18 protein-coding genes and 1 pseudogene are annotated in these 20,333 nt (G+C 71.7%); 8 read left to right on the top strand and 11 right to left on the bottom strand.

The window, feature by feature from the left end; all coding sequences use genetic code 11:
• Positions 1-235: 235 nt before the first annotated feature.
• Entirely contained in the window at positions 236-646 is a 411-nt protein-coding gene (locus tag DRB89_RS04640) for a Fur family transcriptional regulator (RefSeq protein ID WP_112447707.1), read from the top strand.
• 217 nt (positions 647-863) lie between these two features.
• Entirely contained in the window at positions 864-3,032 is a 2,169-nt protein-coding gene (helR, locus tag DRB89_RS04635) for an RNA polymerase recycling motor ATPase HelR (RefSeq protein WP_112447706.1), read from the top strand.
• Between the two features lie 14 nt (positions 3,033-3,046).
• Here helR and DRB89_RS04630 read toward each other — a convergent pair whose 3' ends face one another.
• From DRB89_RS04630 to DRB89_RS04620, 3 genes are all read right to left on the bottom strand, one after another.
• Complete coding sequence (locus tag DRB89_RS04630) at positions 3,047-4,252, bottom strand: hypothetical protein (protein ID WP_204357668.1); 1,206 nt, start codon at positions 4,250-4,252, stop codon at positions 3,047-3,049.
• Positions 4,253-4,645: 393 nt separating this feature from the next.
• A complete protein-coding gene (locus tag DRB89_RS04625; protein ID WP_112463213.1) occupies positions 4,646-5,875 on the bottom strand; it encodes a serine hydrolase domain-containing protein in 1,230 nt (409 codons plus the stop codon).
• A gap of 100 nt (positions 5,876-5,975) precedes the next feature.
• Entirely contained in the window at positions 5,976-6,581 is a 606-nt protein-coding gene (locus DRB89_RS04620; RefSeq protein ID WP_112447704.1) for an alpha/beta hydrolase, read from the bottom strand.
• 105 nt (positions 6,582-6,686) lie between these two features.
• On the opposite strand from DRB89_RS04620, the gene DRB89_RS04615 reads away from it, so the two are divergent.
• Together DRB89_RS04615 and DRB89_RS04610 are read left to right on the top strand one after the other, a co-directional pair.
• Positions 6,687-7,610, top strand: a complete 924-nt coding sequence (locus DRB89_RS04615; protein ID WP_112447703.1) for a LysR family transcriptional regulator — start codon at positions 6,687-6,689, stop codon at positions 7,608-7,610.
• Between the two features lie 134 nt (positions 7,611-7,744).
• Complete coding sequence (locus DRB89_RS04610) at positions 7,745-7,969, top strand: hypothetical protein (RefSeq protein ID WP_112447702.1); 225 nt, start codon at positions 7,745-7,747, stop codon at positions 7,967-7,969.
• A 69-nt stretch (positions 7,970-8,038) separates the two neighbouring features.
• Here DRB89_RS04610 and DRB89_RS04605 read toward each other — a convergent pair whose 3' ends face one another.
• Positions 8,039-8,701, bottom strand: a complete 663-nt coding sequence (locus DRB89_RS04605) for a lysophospholipid acyltransferase family protein (RefSeq protein WP_112463212.1) — start codon at positions 8,699-8,701, stop codon at positions 8,039-8,041.
• A 121-nt stretch (positions 8,702-8,822) separates the two neighbouring features.
• Complete coding sequence (locus DRB89_RS04600) at positions 8,823-9,599, bottom strand: MerR family transcriptional regulator (RefSeq protein WP_112447700.1); 777 nt, start codon at positions 9,597-9,599, stop codon at positions 8,823-8,825.
• 147 nt (positions 9,600-9,746) lie between these two features.
• Between DRB89_RS04600 and DRB89_RS04595 the strand changes: the two genes are divergently transcribed.
• The gene (locus DRB89_RS04595) at positions 9,747-10,976 is read left to right on the top strand and encodes a serine hydrolase domain-containing protein (protein WP_112447699.1); all 1,230 of its coding nucleotides are present in this window, start codon (positions 9,747-9,749) and stop codon (positions 10,974-10,976) included.
• Positions 10,977-11,068: 92 nt separating this feature from the next.
• Here DRB89_RS04595 and DRB89_RS04590 read toward each other — a convergent pair whose 3' ends face one another.
• Together DRB89_RS04590 and DRB89_RS04585 are read right to left on the bottom strand one after the other, a co-directional pair.
• A complete protein-coding gene (locus DRB89_RS04590) occupies positions 11,069-11,269 on the bottom strand; it encodes a hypothetical protein (protein ID WP_112447698.1) in 201 nt (66 codons plus the stop codon).
• A 283-nt stretch (positions 11,270-11,552) separates the two neighbouring features.
• Positions 11,553-12,365 carry an alpha/beta fold hydrolase gene (locus DRB89_RS04585; protein WP_112447697.1) on the bottom strand — a complete coding sequence of 271 codons (813 nt, stop codon included), beginning with the start codon at positions 12,363-12,365 and terminating at the stop codon, positions 11,553-11,555.
• Between the two features lie 19 nt (positions 12,366-12,384).
• On the opposite strand from DRB89_RS04585, the pseudogene DRB89_RS04580 reads away from it, so the two are divergent.
• Positions 12,385-13,113 (top strand): annotated as a pseudogene (locus DRB89_RS04580) (glycoside hydrolase family 6 protein); the annotation flags it as partial.
• 123 nt (positions 13,114-13,236) lie between these two features.
• On the opposite strand, the gene DRB89_RS04575 reads toward DRB89_RS04580, so the two are convergent.
• A complete protein-coding gene (locus tag DRB89_RS04575; RefSeq protein ID WP_112463211.1) occupies positions 13,237-14,316 on the bottom strand; it encodes a LacI family DNA-binding transcriptional regulator in 1,080 nt (359 codons plus the stop codon).
• Between the two features lie 483 nt (positions 14,317-14,799).
• Between DRB89_RS04575 and DRB89_RS04570 the strand changes: the two genes are divergently transcribed.
• Positions 14,800-15,579 carry an extracellular solute-binding protein gene (locus DRB89_RS04570; RefSeq protein WP_239516016.1) on the top strand — a complete coding sequence of 260 codons (780 nt, stop codon included), beginning with the start codon at positions 14,800-14,802 and terminating at the stop codon, positions 15,577-15,579.
• Positions 15,580-15,819: 240 nt separating this feature from the next.
• On the opposite strand, the gene DRB89_RS04565 is transcribed toward DRB89_RS04570, so the two are convergent.
• From DRB89_RS04565 to DRB89_RS04555, 3 genes are all read right to left on the bottom strand, one after another.
• On the bottom strand, positions 15,820-16,650 hold the full coding sequence (locus DRB89_RS04565) for a carbohydrate ABC transporter permease (RefSeq protein WP_112447232.1): 831 nt from the start codon (positions 16,648-16,650) through the stop codon (positions 15,820-15,822).
• A complete protein-coding gene (locus tag DRB89_RS04560) occupies positions 16,647-17,552 on the bottom strand; it encodes a sugar ABC transporter permease (RefSeq protein ID WP_239516734.1) in 906 nt (301 codons plus the stop codon). The genes DRB89_RS04565 and DRB89_RS04560 overlap by 4 nt, the downstream gene beginning before the upstream one ends.
• Positions 17,553-17,628: 76 nt before the next feature.
• Entirely contained in the window at positions 17,629-18,921 is a 1,293-nt protein-coding gene (locus DRB89_RS04555) for an extracellular solute-binding protein (RefSeq protein WP_112447235.1), read from the bottom strand.
• A 230-nt stretch (positions 18,922-19,151) separates the two neighbouring features.
• Between DRB89_RS04555 and DRB89_RS04550 the strand changes: the two genes are divergently transcribed.
• Positions 19,152-20,165: a LacI family DNA-binding transcriptional regulator gene (locus DRB89_RS04550; RefSeq protein WP_112447237.1), complete on the top strand. Its 1,014-nt coding sequence runs from the start codon at positions 19,152-19,154 to the stop codon at positions 20,163-20,165.
• Positions 20,166-20,333: the final 168 nt, after the last annotated feature.

Genomic DNA, 20,333 nt, shown 5'->3' with positions numbered 1-20,333 from the left:
GGTACGGGGCCCTTGTGCCGGGGCCCGGTTTCGCGGTTCGTCCTGGCGCCGGGGTAGGTCACGTCCAGTCTCCCGCGCCTCTGGAGTCTTCCTGTCCCTTGGCTATCGACGAAACCGATCCTACGATGGACGCAATCCAAGTCAAGAAAGACACCAAGGCCACACGCAGTCGGATTCCGGACGTCCGCCGGTAGTTTTCGGGGTATCCCGCCGAACCTGAAGGGGTTGAGCCGACATGAGTGACCTGTTGGAACGGCTGCGAGGACGCGGCTGGCGGATGACGTCGCAGCGGCGTGTGGTCGCGGAGGTGCTCGACGGCGACCACGTACACCTCACCGCCGACGAGGTGCACGCCCGGGCGGTGGAGCGGCTGCCGGAGATCTCCCGGGCCACGGTCTACAACGCCCTGGGCGAGCTGGTCTCCCTCGGCGAGGTCCTGGAGGTCACCTCCGACGGCCGGGCGAAGCGCTACGACCCGAACGCCCACCATCCGCACCAGCACCTGGTCTGCTCCGGCTGCGGCCTGATCCGCGACGTCCACCCGAGCGGCGACCCGCTGGCAGACCTCCCGGACGCGCAGCGGTTCGGCTTCACGGTGTCCGGGGTCGAGGTCACGTACCGCGGGCTGTGCGGCTCCTGCGCGTGAACCGAGCGACGGTCCAACGGGAACGAGTTCCGGGGAGAACGACAAAGGCGAAGAGGTAGACCCACTCTTCGCCACTCTCAATTTATAGCGCACAGGGGGGCTTGCGGCAAGGCCCCCGGGCTCGGGCAGAATCGCGGGCCGAGGCCGGCACCCGTACCGGAACACGGGTGCGCACGCCGCCACCGTCATGGCGGCGACCTCGGATCGGAGCTGATGCATGACCACCGTGACCACCAGTGCGTTCGACCTTCCCGACCACCTCTCCCCCAAGGCCGACCCGGCCCTGACCGGCCGGGACGAGCAGCATTTCGCCGCCATCTCCGAGAGCCTCGAACAGTCCATCGCCGAACTGTCCGACCGGCTCGAGGCCACGCGCAAGGCGCCCGGCGGCGTCGGCCGGGAGGCGATGGACCGCGACGCGGAGATCCACCGCCTGAGCAGTCGCCTGCGCACCCTGCGCCGCTTCGGCCTGGACCTGTGCCTGGGGCACATCGTCCCGGCGGACGACTCCGAGCCCGTCTACATCGGCCGCCTCGGACTCACCGACAGCACGGGGCGCCGGCTGCTGCTCGACTGGCGCTCCCCCGCCGCCGAGCCGTTCTTCGCGGCGACGCACGCCAAGCCGATGGGCATGGCGAGCCGCCGCAGGTACCGCTGGACGCGCGGCCGGATCAGCGACTACTGGGACGAGGTGTTCACCGCCGACGGGCTCGAGGGGCACGCGGCGCTCGACGACCAGTCCGCGTTCATCGCCAGCCTGGGCGGCAACCGGTCGGCCCGCATGCGCGACGTGCTCGCCACCATCCAGGCCGATCAGGACGCGGTCATCCGCGCCGGGTCCCGCGGCGCCCTCGTCGTCGACGGCGGTCCGGGCACGGGCAAGACCGTCGTCGCCCTGCACCGCGCCGCCCATCTCCTCTACGCGGACCCGCGCCTCGGCCACCGCAAGGGCGGCGTGCTGTTCGTCGGTCCGCACCAGCCCTACCTGGCGTACGTCGCCGACGTGCTGCCGAGCCTCGGCGAGGAGGGCGTGCAGACCTGCACCCTGCGCGACCTCGTCGCGGAGGGGGCCGGCGCGGTGATCGAGAGCGATCCGGACGTGGCGCGGCTGAAGTCCTCCGCCGGCCTGGTACGGGCGATCGAGGCGGCCGTCGCCCTCTATGAGGAGCCGCCCACCGAGGGGATCACGGTCTCCAGCCACTGGACCGACATCTGGCTCGGCCCCGAAGACTGGGCGGCGGCGTTCGAGGCGGTGGAACCGGGCACTCCGCACAACGAGGCGCGCGACCAGGTCCGGGAGGAGCTGCTCGCGATCCTGATGGACAGGGACGACAGCGGCGTCTCGCCCCAGCTGCTGCGGAGGTCCCTGCTGCAGGACCGGGAGCTGATCACGACGCTCAACCGCGCGTGGCCGATGCTGGAGGCGGCCGACCTCGTCGGAGATCTGTGGTCGGTGCCCGCCTACCTGCGCAAGTGCGCTCCCTGGCTCGCCCCCGACGAGGTCCGCGCGCTGCGGCGCGCGGACGCGCAGGCCTGGACGGTGTCGGACCTGCCGCTCCTGGACGCGGCACGGCAGCGGCTCGGCGACCCGGAGGCGTCACGGCGCAAGCGTCGGCACGAAGCCGCCGTCGCCGCCGAGCGGGCGCGCAGGGCCGACGTCATCGACCGCCTGCTCCAGGACACCCAGATCACCGAGGACGAGGGCGCGATGGGGATGCTGCAGGGGAGGGACATGCAGGACGCCCTGATCGACGAGAGCGCGCTGCCCGGCGGCGAACCGGACCTGCTCGCGGGCCCGTTCGCCCACGTCATCGTGGACGAGGCCCAGGAACTGACCGACGCCGAGTGGCAGATGCTCCTGCTGCGCTGCCCGTCGCGGAGCTTCACCATCGTCGGCGACCGCGCGCAGGCCCGGCACGGGTTCACGGAGTCGTGGCACGAACGCCTGGAGCGGGTCGGGCTCGACCGGATCGAGGTGGCCTCGCTCGGCATCAACTACCGCACGCCCGAAGAGGTGATGGCGGAGGCCGAGCTGGTGATCCGCGCCGCGCTCCCGGACGCCAACGTACCGACGTCCATCCGCAGCAGCGGCATCCCCGTCGCGTACGGGTCGACCGCGGACCTGGAGCCCGTCCTCGACGGGTGGCTCGCCGCCCATGCGGAGGGGGTCGCCTGCGTGATCAGCAGCGACGGCGCCGGGGGCGGGAAGCTCCCGGAGACCTCACGCGTCCGGTCACTGACGCCGGAGCTGACGAAGGGGCTCGAGTTCGACCTGGTCGTCCTGATCGACCCGGAGACCTTCGGCGAGGGCATCGAGGGAGCCGTCGACCGCTACGTCGCGATGACCCGCGCGACCCAGCGGCTCGTCGTCCTCACGAGCCCCTGACGCCGACGCCGGTATCACCCCGGGGCTGCTCCGCGCCCCGGGGCGGCGGCCGCTTCCGGGGCCGCTTCCGGGGCCGCTTCCGCAGGCTCCGTCCGGGACGCGCCCAGCCGTAGGGTCACGGCGGCCGCGGCTCCCGCCGCCAGGCCGAAGGTCAGCGCCGCCGGGACGCCGCCGCCGATGCCGGCGAACAGCGGCAGCAGCCCCCACCGGGTGCCCGTCCCGTCCGTGGCGACCCGTAGCAGCTGGACGGCCAGCAGCCCGAGGACGGTCGCGCAGACCGCGCCCACCGCCATCGCCGGGACGGTGGCACGGGTGAGCAGCGCGGGCAGTGCGCGCAGAGCCCACCACACCACGGCGAGCAGCAGCACGTCCGCGGTCCTGGCCAGGAGCCAGTCACCGAGCGGCACGCCCGCCGGGCTGTCCCAGGCGCCGAGCAGCAGCCACTGGCGCAGCAGGTCGCCCGGATCGGCGAGCAGCCCGGCGCCCGGGGAGACCGTCTGTATCTCGGCGGCGACCGGGTGGTACGAGAGCACCAGCAGGGACAAGGCGATCACGGCGGTCCCGACCGTGGCGGCCATCCGGGCGGACCGTGCGGGCACCGCGTTCAGGGCCGGGGCCCGGGCCGGGACCTGGGCCGGGACCTGGGATGGGACCTGGGATGGGACCTGGGATGGGGCCGGACGGTCGGCCCCCTTGAGCGCGGCGCGCGCCACGACCACGGTCACCGCGGCCGCGACCAGCGAGGTGGCCACGAGGACCTGCCGCCCGGAGTCGATCACGCTCGCCAGCTGGGGCAGGAAGCGATAGCTGCCGTGCCCGAACGAGGCGATCATCCAGGGCGCCGAGACGGCCATCGCCAGGGTCCCGGCGACCAGGCCCCAGGCCCACACCGCGAGCAGCGCGGCCGCCGTCCGGCCGCGCACCGGCGGCAGTCCGCGGATCAGGAGCATCGCCCCGGGTACGAAGAAGGCGAAGAGCGCGGCGAACCGGATCTGGAGCGAGGTGGTGTACAGCCCGAGGTAGCGGGCGCTCCCCGTCCCCGCGGCTCCTCCGGTCTCCCCGGGCAGGTCCGTGCCGAGGTTGAGCACGGGCGGAGGATCGTACGACCACGGGATGAGCCAGCGGTCCAGCTCGGCGGTGGCCCGGTCGCCGATCGCCCCGGACGCACCCCGCAGGTGCAGCGCGTGCGCACTCGCCCCGGCCCACCACAGGAGCGCCACGAGCAGCAGCCTCCGGCCAATGCCGGTACCGCCGTACGCCGGTGTGCCATTCGATGTCCCCCGCCTCGACCACTCATCCGGTGAATCCCCTGGCCATGAGCGTACGAGCCGCCGCTGACAGGGCACTCACGGGGGCCGTGACCGTGATCCCCTCCCGGACCGGAGAATAGGTTGGCCCGCGTGAACTCGCCCGTACGGAGCTACCGGTACGTGGGGCCGCCCGATCTGCGGACGCTCGTCCGGCCGGGCGCGGAGGGCCGGAGCATCCGCTCGGCGGGGAGATGACCTTCGGCCCGCGGTCGCGGGCCGGCCGGTGGGCGGTCGTCGATGTCAGCCCGTCTCCGTCTCCGGCTTCGTCTCCAGGTCGCCGGTCGGCTGTCGGCGGTTGCGCCGTCAGTCGGTTTTGGTGGCGAGGGGTTCGTGGCCGGGGTAGACGTGGCCGGGGGTCACGATGCCGGTGACCGCCTCGCCGAAGAGCGTGCTGGGCTCCTGGCCGTCGGTCTGGCTGTCGGTGTTGAGGAGGATGACCATCGTCGCCTGTGCCTCGGGCAGGTAGACGGGCAGGACCTCGTACCCGGGGATCGAGCCGTTGTGGCCGATCCAGCCCTGGATGTTGAAGATGCCCAGCCCGTAGCCGTCGCCCGGGATGTTCATCGGGGTGGTCTTCAGCCGTTCGGCCTGGGTCGCGGGCTTGAGCAGCGTCCCGGTGGCGAGGGTGCGCGCCCAGCTGCGCAGGTCCTCCAGGTCGGAGATCATCGCTCCGGCGGCGAAGGCCCAGGAGGGGTTCCAGTGGGTCGAGTCCACGGTCTTGCCCGAGGCCGTCTGGTCCGTGTAGCCGTGCGCGTACGGTTCCGGCAGGGCGGCGCTGGTGGGGAAGACGGTGCTGCGCAGGCCCGCCGGTTCCAGGACGTCCTGCTTGATGACCTCGTGGAGCGGCCTGCCGGTGATCTTCTCGATCACCAGGCCGAGCAGGACCAGGTTGGTGTTGGAGTAGTCGAACTCCGCGCCGGGCGCGAACTGCACCGGGTGCTTGAAGGAGTAGTCGAGCAACTGCCGCGGCGCGATGCTCTGTTCCGGATCGGCTTGGAGCTTCTTGATGAAGTCCGCGTCTTCGCTGTAGTTGAAGAGCCCGCTGCGCATGCCCGCCAGTTCGCGCAGGGTGATGAGGTCCCCGTTCGGAACGCCCGGGATGTACGTGCCGATCGGGTCGTCCAGGCCGACCTTCCCCTGATCGACCAGTTGGAGGAGGGCGGTGACCGTGAACGTCTTGGTCTCGCTGCCGATGCGGACGTGGAGGTCCGTCTTCATCGGCGCGCCGGTCGCCTTGTCCGCGACGCCGAAGGCCTTCACGTAGCTGCCCTTGCCGGGGGCCCACAGCCCGACGGTCACGCCCGGCACCTTCGTATCGCGCATGACCTGGCGCACGGCCGCGTCCAGTTGCGCCGCGACGGCGGGCGTGAGCTCCACGAAGCCCGTATCGGCGTCCGGGGACGGGGCGGCGGAAGTGGACGGGGCGGGTGCGGTGGCTCCGTACGCGGAGCCCGCGGCCACCGGGGCGATGAGCAGGCCGACCGCGACGGCGGCCGCGCAGGCCCGGCGCAGCCGGACGTGGGTTGGATTCACGGCAAGGTCTCCTGTCGTCCGCGGACCCAGGCAACAGGACCAGCCTAGGCCCGCCCCGGCACGGTCGCGCGGCGAGCCGTCCGCGGCCGCGGCCTCCCCCTCAGGCGTGCCGGATCGGGGCGTCGGCCGCCGGATCGAGACACCAGTCGAGGAGCGACGGCCAGGCTCCGTAGCCCGCGTCCATGCCCAGGTGGCCGCCGCCCGACAGGACGTCGACCGGCAGGCCGAGGGGCGCCGCGTACGCGGCCGCCGCGCCTTCCGGGCAGCAGGGATCGTCGTCCCCGGCGACGAGCCGCGTGTACCCGGCGGCCGCCGCGAGTTGTGCGGGCGTCACCTCGGGAGCGGCGAATCCCGCGATCTCCGGGTTCTGTTCCAGGAAGCCCGAGGACGGCGGGGCGACGAGGAGCACCTGGTCGACGGGGACCGGTACGGCGTCGCGGGCCGCCGCGCGCAGCCACAGCAGGCAGGCCAGGCTGTGGCAGACGACGGTGTACCGCTCCGCGCGCGGCCCGTCCAGCCGGGTGCGCAGTTCGGACAGCCAGCGCTCCGGATCGGGCCGGTCCGGAGCGGGGAGTTGGGGGTAGTCGACCGCGTGCCCCAGCTCGGTGAGCCGGCCGGCCAGCCAGTGCTGCCAGTGTCCGGCGGGGCGGCGGTTCTGCCATCCGTGCAGCAGCAGGAAGCCCCGCCCGGTCGAAGTCCGGTTCATGGTCTCTTTTCACTGTCCGTGGGAAGGGGTCCGGGCGCCGCCCGACGGGCGGCCCGAGGTGATTGTGGGCATGGCCGGGAATGCAGGTCCAGTTAATCTTTCCGGATGGAACAGGTAAGGAACGCCTTCACCGTCGACCTGCGCAGATTGGCTGTGCTGCGGGAGCTGGACCGCCGCGGCAGTCTGGCGCGTACGGCTGAGGCCCTGCGGCTGACGCCGTCCGCCGTCTCGCAGCAGGTGGCCGCCCTGTCCCGGGAGGTCGGCGTCGCGCTGATCGAGCGCGAGGGGCGCGGGGTCCGGCTGACCGGCCAGGCACGCGTGCTGCTGGAGCACGCCGCCACGATCGCCGCGCAGTGGGAACGGGCGCGCGCCGATCTCGCCGCCTGGCAGGAGGGCCGGCGCGGAGCCGTGACGATCGGCGCCTTCTCCAGCGCCATCACCGGGCTGCTGCCGGCCGCGCTGCGCCGGTTGTCCGAGCACCACCCGGACGTCCGCGTCATGGTCGTCGAGGGGGAGCCGCCGGACCTCTTCACCCGTCTCGACGGCGGAGAGGTGGACATCGCCGTGGCCGTGGACTTCGCCGCAGCGCCGCCGCACACCGACCGCCGCTACAGCCGGGTCGACCTGCTGGCCGACACCCTGGACCTGGCCCTTCCCCTGGGCCACCCGTGCGCGGGCCAGGAGCACGTGTCGCTACGGGACCTCGCGGCCGATCCCTGGATCGCAGGTGATCCCGGCAGCTGCTGCGGGGCGATCACCCGGTCCCTGTGCGCCGCGAACGGCTTCACCCCCGACATCCGCCACGCCGTCAACGACTGGACCTCGCTCGCCGCCCTCGTCGAGGCGGGCATGGGCGTCGCGCTCGTCCCGAGACTCGTCCAGCCGCTCCACCGCCCCGGCCTCGTCCTGCGCTCGCCCGCCGGCCCGGCGCCCACCCGGCACGTGTTCGCGGCCGTCCGCGCCGGATCCGACGACGACCCGGTCCTGACCTCCGTCCTGGAGCACCTGCGGGCAGCGGCCGCCGGATGACCGGATGACGGGGCGGCCGGACGACCGGGCGGCCGGATGGCCGGCGGCCGGGCCGGCGCCGCGAGACCGCGGCCCGTCCGTATCCCCCGGGCTGAACCGTGTCTTCCGCCTCCCGGGCCTGAGAGCATCCCCGTATGACGAAGCACTCCCTCTCCCGCGCGGCGCTCGCGCTCGCCTTCTCCGCCGCCCTCGTGGGCCTGTCCGCGCAGGCGTCCCCGGCCGCCGTCCAGACCGACTCCCGCGCTCCGCTGGGCTCGTGCAACGGCTGCTGGCCCAGCGGCGCCGTCGTCGCGATGGGCAGCGGCTGGGGGCAGGACTACCCCGACGCGCTCCCGCTGGGGGACGGTGTCTGGCTCTGACCGCTCCGCGCGGTGACGCGCGGTGCCGGGCGGCAGCGGGCAGTGAGACGCGGTGCCGGGCGGCAGCGGTCAGGCCCGATCCGTGCGGGACCCCCTGAGACCGGTCACCGCCGTCCACCAGGCCGCGGTGACCGCTCCGTGGGCCACGGCCGTCGCCTCCGCGAGGTGCTCGGGCAGGATCAGGGGCGCGCCGACGTGGACGTGTACGCGCGGGCGGCGGGCCGGGGCCGTGAGGACTCCGGCGATCTGCTTGGCCGTCGTGCCCGAGCTGATGCGGCGGGCGCCCGCCTGGCCGACCGGCCGGACGGGCGCGCCCGTGGTCCGGGCCAGCCGGGCCAGACCGCTGCGGAAGGGCAGGGGCGCGGCCTCCCCCGAGTCCCTGCGCACGGGGATCGCGCCTTCCCCGTAGATCAGTACGCACCGCCCCGCGGCCAGCGCCCCGGCGGCTGCGTCGAGGGCCTCGGCCGCGCGGGACGTGCCCCGGCGGACCGGAATGTGCCCTTCGCGGGCGAGCGCGCCCCCGAGCACCGGGACCCGCCAGAGCCCGGCCGCGGCCATGACCACCGGCTCGACTCCGAGCCGGCGCAGCGCGGCGACCACGACGACCGGGTCCGCCAGGCTGGTGTGGTTGGCGACGAGGACGGTCCCGCCCGCGATCGGCCCGGCGGCGTCCGCCGTGACGGTCATGCGCCCGAACACTTGGGCCAGGGTGGTGGCGATGCGGCTGATCACGGGAGCTCGTACCTCCGGGGTGTGCGGACTTCGTGTCCCCAGGGTGTCGGCGAGGGGCGGCCCAGGCATGAGTCGCCGTACTCAACCCGGCCTGGGTAGTGCCCGGTACGCCGGGCGGCCGTCACTGACGCGGGACGGCGATGCCGGCGGCGCGCAGGTTCGCCTCGACCAGCGTGTTCAACCGGGCGATGGACGGTGCCTGGTCCTCCCGGTGGTGGTTGACCACTCCGTACCGCGAGGCGGCGTCGGAGTGGTTCCGAAACCCTGCCGGCATCTCCAGCAGCGCGCGGTGCGTCAGCAGCTTGCCGGTCAGCGCGGACGCCAGCTCCTCGATCCGCGGGTCGTCCGGATCCCAGGACCGCGCCTCCCAGCCGCGCTTGGTCAGCTCGACGTGCTCCGGGTCGTCGAGGGAGTGTTCGAGCCGGGCCAGGAAGCTGTCGAAGACCTCCGGAACCAGCGCCCGGGCCAGGACCAGGGCCTCCCGTTGGCCGGCCACGTAGTCGGGACCGAAGCCGAGATCGGCGAGTCGGTCCAAGACCGCGCAGGCCCGGTCGGGCAGCAGGACCCGGTTGCCGTGGGCGAGCCGGTGCAGCGTGTCGCGGCGCCCGGTCAGGTCCTCGATCCGTTCGGTGAGCCGTCGGCGGACGTCGTCCAGGGCGGCGGCGAACCGCTCGGGATCGGCATCGAGCAGGTCACCGATCTCGGCCAGCGGCACGCCGGCTCCGGCCAGGGTCCGGACCTGGACCATCCGGAGCAGGTCGGCGGACCCGTATCGCCGGTAGCCGGAACGGTCGCGGCCCGGCTCGGCGACCAGGCCGAGCCGGTGGTAGTGCCGCACCGTCTTGATCGTGACGCCGACGAACGCCGCCGCCTGACCGATCGTGAGCCCGCCCGCCATCGGCACGGCACCTCTCCGTTCCGGTCCACCACCACGACCGGTGTTGACCTTCACCTTGGGTCAAGGTACAGGCTCCTCGCACGGCCGCCGCGGGATCGACCACGGCGGACAAGTGCACCAGGGGACAAGGGGACAAGGGGATTCATGATGGGAACGAGCAACAGCGGCTTCTCCGAAGCCGGGCTGCGCAAGCTGCACGACGTACTGGCACGGCACGTCGAGTCCAAGAGGATTCCCGGGCTCGTCGCCCTGGTCGGCCGCGGTGGCCGGACGCACGTCGAAGCGCTCGGGACGATGCGCCACGACGGTGGCGCGCCGATGCGCCGGGACACGATCTTCCGGATGGCGTCCACGTCCAAGCCGGTCACGATGGCGGCGGCGATGGTCCTGCTCGACGAGTGCCGACTGCGGCTGGACGACCCGGTGGACCCGTGGCTGCCCGAACTCGCCGGCCGCCGCGTGCTGAAGCGGCCCGACGGCCCGCTGGACGACACCGTGCCGGCCCGGCGGCCGATCACCGTACGGGACCTGCTGACCTCCACGTTCGGGCTCGGCCTGGATTTCGAGCTGATGGACTCCCCGATCAGGGCCGCGACCTTCGAGCGCCTCGACTACAGCGTGGCGTCCGGGCCGGCGCCCGAGCCGGACGAGTGGATGCGCCGCCTCGGCGAACTGCCGCTCTCCTACCAGCCCGGTGAGCGCTGGCAGTACGACCTCGCCAACGAGGTGGCCGGCGTACTGGTCGCCAGGGTCGCGGGCGAGCCGCTGGAGACGTTCCTGCGCGAACGCGTCCTCGATCCGCTGGGGATGGAGGACACCGCCTTCCACGTGCCCGTCGGCAAGATCGACCGGCTGCCGCCCCTCTACGGGCCCGATCCGCAGACCGGGGAGTTCCTCGTGTGGGACGAGGCGGAAGGCGGAAGGACGAGCCGGCCTCCGGCCTTCCAGGGCGCCGGCGGCGGACTGGTCTCCACCGTCGACGACTACCACGCCTACTTCAGGATGCTGCTGAACCACGGCCTGCACGGCAGCGAACGGATCCTGTCCCGGGCCGCCGTCGAGCTGATGACCACCAACCGCCTCACGCCCGGACAGCAGGCCGCCCGGGACACGATGTACGGGAACATCGCCCACATGACGGCCGGCCAGGGACTGCACGGGGGCTGGGGATTCGGGACGGCGGTACGCACGCATCGCGGCGGCTACGCGCCCGTCGGCCAGTTCGGCTGGGACGGCGGTACCGGCACCACCGCCTACGCCGACCCGGAGAACCGGCTCACCGGAGTCCTGCTCACCCAGGTCGGGATGTCCACCCCGGACTCACCGCGGCTCATCCACGACTTCTGGAACACGCTCTACCAGGCCATCGACGACTGACGACGGACTCGGCCGGCCGTGGCCGCCGGCGTCCCCCGGTCCTCGGGCACCAGACGGTGCCCGAGGACCGGGAAGCAGGCAGCCGGAGCTGCTCAGTTGTTGGACCCCACCGTGTTGTTGAGGCCCGCGTTGAAGACGTCATCGGCGGCGAACTGCGTCCAGTCGCCGAAGACGAAGGTGTAAGACGTCTCGGAGGGAGCGTTGACGGTCACATCGGCAGCGGCGACCGAGGCACCGCCGAGGATGATGACACCGGCGGCGACGACGGAGAGCGCGGAGCGAACGGAACGCATGGATCCACCTTTCGAGGGGCAATGGGCACAACAGAACCTAGAGAGGTGTCGCCCGCCTGTCCCGGCGCACGGCCGGGCCGGACCGAGAGCCAGCCGATTGGCCGAACCGAGCCGGAACGCCCTCACCGCCCTCACCGCGGAGCTGTTGCCGCACCGGCGGGCGACCCGGTACGCCGGGCCCTCCTCGTGCGGTGCCGGCTGCCCGACCGGTACCGGGCGGAGGTCTCGGACCCACGGACGGTTTCTCCGCTGCCCGACCCCGGGCCGGCAGACCGGTCCCCCGTCATTCGTTCGAACGAGCCCCGCGATGGTCCGCGAACTCCCCGGAACGGAGGAGGAGTTGGAGAAGCGGCCCGGGAGCCCGCAGCGGCAGGTAGTGATCGGCATCGGCGACCACCTCCAGCCGTGCGCCGGGGATGCCGTCGGCGAGACGCCCGGCGATGACGCCGATCTCCGGGTGGTCGTGATCGCCGACGACCACCGTCGTCGGCACCTCGATCCGGTCCAGACGGTCGACAGCGGCCTCGGCCGGGTCGAGCGCGTGTCCCTTCTCGGCGGCGACTCCGGTTTCGGCGTTCTCCCGCACCATGGGCTCGATGACCTCGAAGCCCGGGGCCCGGTCGCCCAGACTCGCCCAGAGCGCGAGCTCCAGCTCCGCGATGCGGCCGCCGGCCGATCCACGACACGCCGCAGCGTACGCATCCGTCTCAGGACTCCGGGGCCACGCGTGCCCGCCGGCGGACGCCGCGATCAGCGTCAGCGACCGGACCCGCTCGGGGTGTTCCAGGGTGAAATCGAGCGCGACCTCGCCTCCCATGCTCAGGCCGACGAGACCCGCGGTCCGGAAGTCGAACCGGTCCAGGACCGCCAACAGGTCGTCCTCGTAGCGGAACGGCGCGGTCGGAAGCGTCGAGCGCCCATGCCCCCTGGCGTCGTAACGAACCACGGTGTGGTGCCGTGCCAGCGCGGCGAAGACACCGTTCCACAGGCGGCTGTCGTGAACCGATCCGTGGAGCAGGACGAGCGGCGGGCCGTCCCCCGCCTTCTCGGCCCAGATGCGGCTTCCCCCGGCGACGGGGATCAACTCGGTCGTCATGCCCCCGATTCGATCACAGCTCTACAACTACGTGGACGCCGGCCACCACGGCTGGCTCGGCTGGGACGACAACTTCGGCGCCTCCGCGGAGATGTTCAAGCAGGCCGCCACGGCCGAGGGCGCCAGGCTCGCCGACGTGCACGGGTTCATCGTCAACACGGCCAACTACAGCGCACTGAAGGAGGACCACTTCAGGATCGAGGACTCCGTCAACGGGACGTCCGTACGCCAGTCGAAGTGGGTGGACTGGAACCGGTACACGGACGAGCTCTCCTACGCCCAGGCCATGCGGGGCAAGCTGGTCTCCCTGGGCTTCGACGCCAGCCTCGGCATGCTGATCGACACCTCCCGCAACGGCTGGGGCGGCACGGCCCGGCCGGCCGGACCCGGCGCCCAGACGAGCGTGGACACGTACGTCGACGGCGGCCGCTACGACCGGCGCATCCACCTCGGCAACTGGTGCAACCAGTCGGGGGCCGGGCTCGGCGAGAGGCCCCAGGCGGCGCCGGCCGCGGGCATCGACGCGTACGTGTGGATCAAGCCGCCGGGCGAGTCGGACGGCGCGAGCAAGGAGATCCCGAACAACGAGGGCAAGGGCTTCGACCGGATGTGCGACCCGGCGTACACGGGCAACGCGCGCAACGCGCGCAACGGCATGTCGGGGTCCCTCCCGAACGCGCCGCTCTCGGGCCAGTGGTTCTCGGCACAGTTCCAGGAGCTCATGAAGAACGCCCACCCGGCGCTGTGACGCGCGGCAGGTGAGCAGCCCGGCGCCGTGGGGAGTCTCCGGACCCCCCGCGGCTCCGGGCCCCGGGTCGGGCCCCGGGTCGGGCCCCGTCCAGGCCCTGTCCAGGCCACGCTCAGGCCCCGCTCAGGAAGAGTCCCGCACGATCAGTTCCGTCGGGAGGACCCGGCGGGTCTCCTCGCCCTTCCCGCGCGCCGTCGCGGAACCGGTCGCCGCGACCTCCCCGATCTTCTCGAGCAGCAGCCGCGTCATCGTGCGGCCCATCTCCTCGATCGGCTGGCGCACGCTGGTCAGGGGCGGGTCCATCAGGCGGGCCACCGTCGAGTCGTCGACCCCGACGAGGGCGACGTCCTCGGGGACCCGGCGTCCGGCCTCGCGCAGCACACCGCGCGCGCCGGCCGCCATCACGTCGGAGGCGGCGAAGACCGCGTCCAGGCCGGGGGCGCGCTCCAGCAGCTCGCGCATCGCCAGCCGGCCGCCCTCCTCGGTGAAGTCCCCGGTCGCCACGAGCGACTCGTCCGGCGCGATGCCCGCCTCGGCGAGCCCCGCGCGGTAGCCGCCCAGGCGCGCCCGGGCCACGTACATGTCGAGCGGCCCGCTGATGGTCGCGATCCTGCCCCTGCCCCGCCCCACGAGGTGGGCGACGGCCGCCCGGCCCGCGCCCATGTTGTCGGAGTCCACGTAGTCGACGGGCTCGGCCTCGGAGCGCCGGCCGTTCATGACGACCGGCAGGCCCAGCTCGGCGATCCGGTCGGGCAGCGGGTCGTCCCCGTGGACGGACGCCAGCAGTACGCCGTCGACCCGCTGGGCGGCCAGATAGTGTTCGAAGCGCTGCCGCTCCGCCTCGGTCCGGACCAGGGTGAGCAGCAGCTGCTTGTCGGCTTCGGCGAGCTCGGCGCTGACCCCTCGGATCAGGTCGAGGAAGTAGGGCTCCGAGAAGAGCCGGGCCTCGGTCTCCGGGATGACGAGGGCGACCGCGTCGGTCCGGCTGCCGGCCAGCGCCCTGGCCGCCTGGTTGGGTACGTAGCCGAGCTCGGCTACGGCACGCGCGACGGCTTCCTTGGCCTGCTCGCTCACCCGTGGCGAGCCGTTGATGACCCGGGAGACCGTGCCCCGGCCGACGCCGGCCAGGGCCGCGACCTCTTCCAGGGTGGGCCTGCCGTTCTGCCGTCCGCTCACGACTCTCGAACTCCCCTCGTGCGACATCGCGCTCCGCGCCGGTACCCGCCGGGACGAGCCCGTACGAGCCGGCCCGGTCGGCTGATCAGGTAGGACGGTGGATCCCGCCCCCGTCCTCCGCGGAACACGTTACGCCGACCGAGGAAGTGGGAGCGCTCCCACGCTACCTCTGATCACCTCGCGACGCCACGACCGCGATCACCGCCCGACGGGGCGGGGCGCGGCAGGGGCCCGGCGTACGCCCCATCCCTCCGCGCGAGGAATTCACGTTCCTCTCTTGACACTCACCCCCACCAAGCAGCAACCTTCCGGCAACGACGTGGGAGCGCTCCCACTCTTGTGGTCGAGAACAACCTTCACATCGGGTCCTGGCGGGCCCTCGCCGAGCCGCGAACAGCCCGCTGGATCGCCTGTCACACAAAGAGCACCACCTTGGACGAGGAGAGTGGCATGCGCACTTCCAGCAGCAGACACGGAGGCGGACGCGGACCCGGACAGGGACGCCGAACCGTGATCGCGGCGGTCGCCGTCGTGGCGACCGGCACCGCCCTGCTCACCGGCTGCGGCAGCGACGGCGACAGCGGCGCCGCGGACGGCGGCGCGGCGGGCGGCGAGCAGATCACGCTGCGGATCGGCACCTTCGGTTCCTTCGGCTACGACGACGCGACCGGGGCCAAGCTCTACGCCGAGTACGAGAAGACCCACCCGAACATCAAGATCGAAGAGTCGAACGTCGCGGACGGCCAGAAGTACTGGGACACGCTCAAGCTGCGGCTCTCGCGCGACAGCGGGCTCGCGGACATCCAGGCCCTGGAGGTGGGCTACATCGCGGAGGCGACCGGTCCCGCCATGGCGGACAAGTGGACCGACCTCGGCACGACGGGCGGCGCCGACCTCGGCGCGTTCCTCGACTGGAAGGTCAAGCAGGCCACCACGGGCGACGGCAAGGTCATCGGCCTCGGCACGGACATCGGCCCGATGGCCATCTGCTACAACAAGGACCTCTTCGCCCAGGCCAAGCTCCCGACGGACCGCACCGAGGTCGCGGGGCTCTGGGCGGGCGACTGGGCGAAGTTCATCGAGACCGGCGAGGCGTACAAGAAGAACGCCCCGGCCGGGACCGCCTTCCACGACTCCGCCAGCGGCCTGTTCAACGCGGTGATCTCCAGCCAGCCCGTGCAGTACGCGAACACCAAGGGCGAGCTGGACTACGAGAACAGCCCGGGCGTGAAGAAGGCGTGGGACACCGCCGTGGCGGCGGCGAAGGGCGAACTGACGGGCAAGCCCTGACGCGCGCGTGTGGGCAAGCCCAGGAAACCCGCGAGTGCAAGGTGTGTGCAGCGGCGCGCTGCGGCGGAGTGATCACCGGTCAGGGCGGCCGCGTTCCGTTAGGCGTGGGGATCGCCCAGGAGCGGGGGCGGGGTGCGCGGGGGCGGCCACAGCCTGTGTTGTTAGCGCTAACAAGACTGCGGTCGATGCGACCAGGCGTTTCACGGCGTCTCCTCGGGGGTGGAGGTCACACGGGGCGGGTCAGCCCTTGGTGGCGCCCGCTGTCAGTCCGCCGATCAGCTGCCGCTCGGCGACGGCGTAGAAGGCGAGGGCGGGGACCATGGCGAGCACGATGTAGGCGAGGACGAGTGCGTAGTCGGTCGAGTACTGGCCCTGGAACTGCTGGACGCCGACCGGGATCGTCTGCCATTGGGGGTCGTTGAACACCAGCAGCGGCAGGAAGAAGTTGTTCCAGCTCGCGACGATCGCGAGCACCGAGACCGTGCCGAGCGCCGGACGTGCCATCGGCAGCAGGATCTTCCAGAAGAAGCGGAACTTGCCGCAGCCGTCCATGACGGCCGCCTCCTCTACCTCTGCGGGGATGGTCCGGAAGAACCCGCGCAGAATGATGATCGTCATCGGGAGCCCGAAGGCCGCCTGCGGGAGGATCACTCCGAGCGGGTTGTCGAGCAGGTCGAAGTTGCGCAGCAGCAGGAACAGCGGCAGGACGGCCACCGCGAACGGGAACATGAGCCCGATCGTGAACAGCGTGTAGAACAGCTCTCTGCCCCGGAAGGCGTAGCGGGCCAGTACGAACGCCGCCATCGCGGAGACCGCCACCGTGCAGCATGCCGTGCCGATCGCGATGCCCGCGCTGTTGGCGATCTGCCGCCAGAACATTCCGTCGCCGAGGATGCCGGTGTAATTGCCGGTCTTCCAGTGCTCGGGCAGCCCGAACGGGTTGGTCGTCAGCTCGCCGGTGCTCTTGAACCCGGAGATCACCGCGTAGACCAGCGGCACGACGACGAACGCGCCGATCAGCCAGACCACGGCGTGCAGCGACAGACCGCGGGCCGTTCTGCGGGCGTTCACAGGCCACCTCCCGTGGTGACGGCCCCGCTCAGGTCACGGCGCAGAACGTACCGCTGGTAGAAGAGGGAGAAGATCAGACTGATCATGAACAGCACCACGCTGATCGCACTGGCGTAGCCGACCTGGTAGCGCTTGAATCCGAACTGGAACATCGAGATCGCCATCGTCTCGGAGGAGTGGTTGGGCCCGCCCGCGGTCATGACCCAGACGAGGTCGAAGAGCTGGATGGCGCCGATGACCGAAAGGAAGACGCTGATCCGGATCGTCGGGCCGAGCAACGGCAGCGTCACGTGCCGGAAGCGCTGCCAGGCGCCGGCGCCGTCGATGGAGGCGGCCTCGAGGATCTCGCCCGGGATGCTTTGCAGCCCGGCGAGGAAGAGCATCATGTGGAACCCGAAGTACTTCCAGGTCATGACGACGAACAGGGTCGGCATGACCGTCGAGGGGTCGGCGAGCCACTTTCCCTGCAACCCCTCCAGGCCGAGGGCGCCCGCGAGATGGTCGGCCATGCCGCCACCGGGAAGGAAGATCATCGTGAAGAGGACCGCCGTGACCACTTCGGACAGGATGTACGGCGCGAAGAACAGCATCCGGTAGACGGCCCGGCCGCGCAGCCTCTGGTTGAGCAGGACGGCGGTGAACAGCGCGAACGGCAACTGCACCGTGATCGACAGCGTGATCAGGTACACCCCGCGCTCCAGATCACCGAGGAAGACCTGATCCCGGAAGAGGGTGGCGTAGTTCCCGAAGCCGACGAACTCCTCCAGGGGGCCGACCCCGCCCCACTTGAAGAAGCCGGTGTAGACGGCGACCGCGATCGGGGCGAGGACGAAGACGAGGAAGAGGACCAGAGCCGGGACGAGGAACCAGGCGACCGACGCCCAGCCTGCCAAACCGCGCAGGAGCGACCGTGCCGGGGCGGGCGGGCCCACCGGTCCGGCGTCCTGCGTCCGCTCCTTGGTCAGGGTGGACACGGAGCTAGGCACCCTTCGCAGCCTCGGTTATCGACTTGGTGACCTGCTCGGGCGTCTTCTTGCCCGCGATGAGGTCGGCGACGCTGTCGTTGACCTCCTGGCCGACCGCCGGCGGGTAGGCCTGGTCGAGGTAGAGCTGGAATCCCGTCGCCTTGACCAGGCTGTCGGCCACCGCCTTCCTGTTGGGGTCGGTGAGCTGGCTCTCCGCGCCCTTGACCACCGGCAGATAGCCGTTGGAGGCCAGCAGCTTGGACTCGTTCTCCAGAACGAGGAACTTCAGGAAGTCCAGGGCCTCCTTCGGGGCGCCCTTGCGCAGCGCGAAGCCGCCGCCGCCCCCCAACACCTCGGTGGCCCGGCCGACTCCGCCATCGACCGTCGGGAAGGGGAAGAAGCCCAGGTCCGCTCCGAGGTCGGCGCCCGCGTCCTTCTGCACCGACGGTCCCCACTGCCCCATCAGCTCCATGGCGGCCTGGCCGTTGCCCATGGTCGCGGCCTGGCCGCCGGGGGTGGCGTAGCCGGCGCCGAGGAAGGCGGTCTGGAACGGCTGGAGGTCGACCAGCTCCTTGAGGTGGGTGCCTGCCTGGACGAAGCCGGCGCCGGTGAAGTCCTTGGTGATCGCTGCCTGCTGCAGCGCGGGAAGGCCTGCGACGCGCATCGCGAGGTAGGCCCAGTAGTAGTGGCCGGGCCATTTCTCCTTGCCCGCGAGGGCGATCGGAGTGACACCCGCCGCCTTGAGCTTCTTGACGTCTTCGAGGAGCTCGGCCCAGGTGGCCGGCGGAGCGGTGATCCCGGCCTTGGCGAAGAGCTTCTTGTTGTACCAGAAGCCGACCATGCCGACGTCGTAGGGCACCCCGTAGGTCCGGCCCTCGAACTGATAGGCCTGCAGCGAGACCGGGGTGAGCTCGGACGACCAGCCGAACACGTCGGTGAGGTCCTCGACCAGCCCCGCGTCGACCTGCTGCTGCAGCACGCCGCCGCCCCAGGTCTGGAAGACGTCGGGGAGCTTGCCCGACGAGGTGATGGCCGTCAGCTTGGACTTGAACGCCTCGTTCTCCAACGAGGTGGTCTTGATCGTGATGTTCGGGTGGGCGGCCGTGAACGCCGAGGAGATCTGCGGGAAGAGGGACTTTCCCGGCTCCGTCGTGGCGATGTTCCACCACGCGAAGGCCACCTTGCCGTCGGCCGCCGGCCCCGAGCCGGAGTCCCCGCCGCCGCAGGCCGCGGTCAGCGAGACGGACAGAGCGGTCAGGCCCGAGAGCGCGAGGAAGCTTCGTCGGCTCGGGGGTGTGCTGGCCATGGGACCTCCGGGGTGGGGAATGCGGTTCGATTTCGAAACTGTTTCGCAACATCCTCGATTCGGTGCTGCCACAAACTAGGAACGCGCGGCCCCCCGGTCAAGCCTTCTTACTGAATTCCCCTCTGCCTCAGCGCACTTGGAGCTTGACAACCTGGTCGCGCCGACCGGAAACTCTTCGAAAGTTTGCGATACCCGTCGTCAGCCCAGAACGTCCACACAGAGGAGAGAAGTTGAGCGAGCAGCGTCCGACCCTGGCCCTCATCGCCGCGGAGGCAGGGGTGTCCCAGGCCACCGTGTCGAAGGTGGTCAACGGTCGCTCCGATGTCGCACCCTCGACACGCGAACGGATCGAGGGCCTGCTGCGCTCCCACAACTACCTCCACCCCGGTGGGCAGGCGAGGGCCCGCAGGTCCGGCCTGGTCGACCTGATCATCGGCGGTCTGGACAGCGCGTGGGCGGTGGAGATACTGCGCGGTGTCGAGGCCGAGTGCGCCCAGCGGAGCGTCGGCACCGTCGTGTCGCTCGTCCCGCCGGGCGAGGCCACGCCGTCGAGCTGGGCCGCCCTGCCGGTCCTGCACCACAGCGACGGCGTCATCCTCGTCACCGCCTCGGTCACCCAGGCCCAGCGTGCCCAGGTCGAACAGGCCGGGGTGGCGCTGGTGGTCATCGACCCGATCGACCTGCCGGGCAACGGTGTGCCGAGCATCGGCGCCACCAACTGGGCGGGCGGCCTCGCCGCCACCGAGCACCTGCTGGAGCTGGGGCACCGCCGGATCGCCGCGATCGGCGGGCGCAAGGAGATGCTCTGCAGCCAGGCCCGCATCGACGGGTACCGCGCCGCGCTGGAGCGGGCCGGGATCGAGGTCGACCGCGACCTGATCCGGTTCGGCGACTTCCAGCACGAGGGCGGGTTCCGGCGCGCCCAGGAACTGCTCGCCCTTCCCGAGCCCCCGACCGCCATCTTCGCCGGCAGCGACCAGCAGGCGATGGGCGTCTACGAAGCCGCCCGGCAGGGCGGGCTGAGCATCCCCCAGGACCTCAGCGTGGTCGGCTTCGACGACCTGCCGATGTGCGAATGGCTGTCACCGCCGCTGACGACGGTGCGCCAGCCGCTGGAGGAGATGGGCCGGCTCGCCGCCCGCACACTTTTCCAGCTCCTGGACGGCCAGCCCCTGGTCAGCCCCCGGATGGAGCTCTCGACCGAGCTCAAGGTCCGGCTCTCCACCGCCCCGCCCCGTCTCTAGTGCTGTGACCGGAAAGGTCCACCGGGTCGCGGCGCCCGGCACGGCACCTCGCCGCGTTGTCGGACCACACCGGTACGTCCAGTACGAGGCGTGGTCCTCCGCCTTGCGAAGCACCGCACCGAACACCGCGACCCGGCAAACCTTCCCGGCCACAGCACTAGGTCGTGT

It is taken from the genome of Streptomyces sp. ICC4 (assembly GCF_003287915.1).
GTDB lineage: Bacteria > Actinomycetota > Actinomycetes > Streptomycetales > Streptomycetaceae > Streptomyces > Streptomyces tritrimontium.
The sequence above is the reverse complement of the archived record's forward strand: the minus strand, read 5'-3'. Positions and strand labels throughout refer to the sequence as shown.

Coding starts and splice junctions, on each gene's coding strand:
- DRB89_RS04640 (WP_112447707.1), top strand. CDS start 236: ATGAGTGACCTGTTGGAACGGCTGCGAGGACGCGGCTGGCGGATGACG.
- helR (WP_112447706.1), top strand. CDS start 864: ATGACCACCGTGACCACCAGTGCGTTCGACCTTCCCGACCACCTCTCC.
- DRB89_RS04620 (WP_112447704.1), bottom strand. CDS start 6,581: ATGAACCGGACTTCGACCGGGCGGGGCTTCCTGCTGCTGCACGGATGG.
- DRB89_RS04615 (WP_112447703.1), top strand. CDS start 6,687: ATGGAACAGGTAAGGAACGCCTTCACCGTCGACCTGCGCAGATTGGCT.
- DRB89_RS04610 (WP_112447702.1), top strand. CDS start 7,745: ATGACGAAGCACTCCCTCTCCCGCGCGGCGCTCGCGCTCGCCTTCTCC.
- DRB89_RS04600 (WP_112447700.1), bottom strand. CDS start 9,599: ATGGCGGGCGGGCTCACGATCGGTCAGGCGGCGGCGTTCGTCGGCGTC.
- DRB89_RS04595 (WP_112447699.1), top strand. CDS start 9,747: ATGGGAACGAGCAACAGCGGCTTCTCCGAAGCCGGGCTGCGCAAGCTG.
- DRB89_RS04590 (WP_112447698.1), bottom strand. CDS start 11,269: ATGCGTTCCGTTCGCTCCGCGCTCTCCGTCGTCGCCGCCGGTGTCATC.
- DRB89_RS04585 (WP_112447697.1), bottom strand. CDS start 12,365: ATGACGACCGAGTTGATCCCCGTCGCCGGGGGAAGCCGCATCTGGGCC.
- DRB89_RS04575 (WP_112463211.1), bottom strand. CDS start 14,316: ATGTCGCACGAGGGGAGTTCGAGAGTCGTGAGCGGACGGCAGAACGGC.
- DRB89_RS04555 (WP_112447235.1), bottom strand. CDS start 18,921: ATGGCCAGCACACCCCCGAGCCGACGAAGCTTCCTCGCGCTCTCGGGC.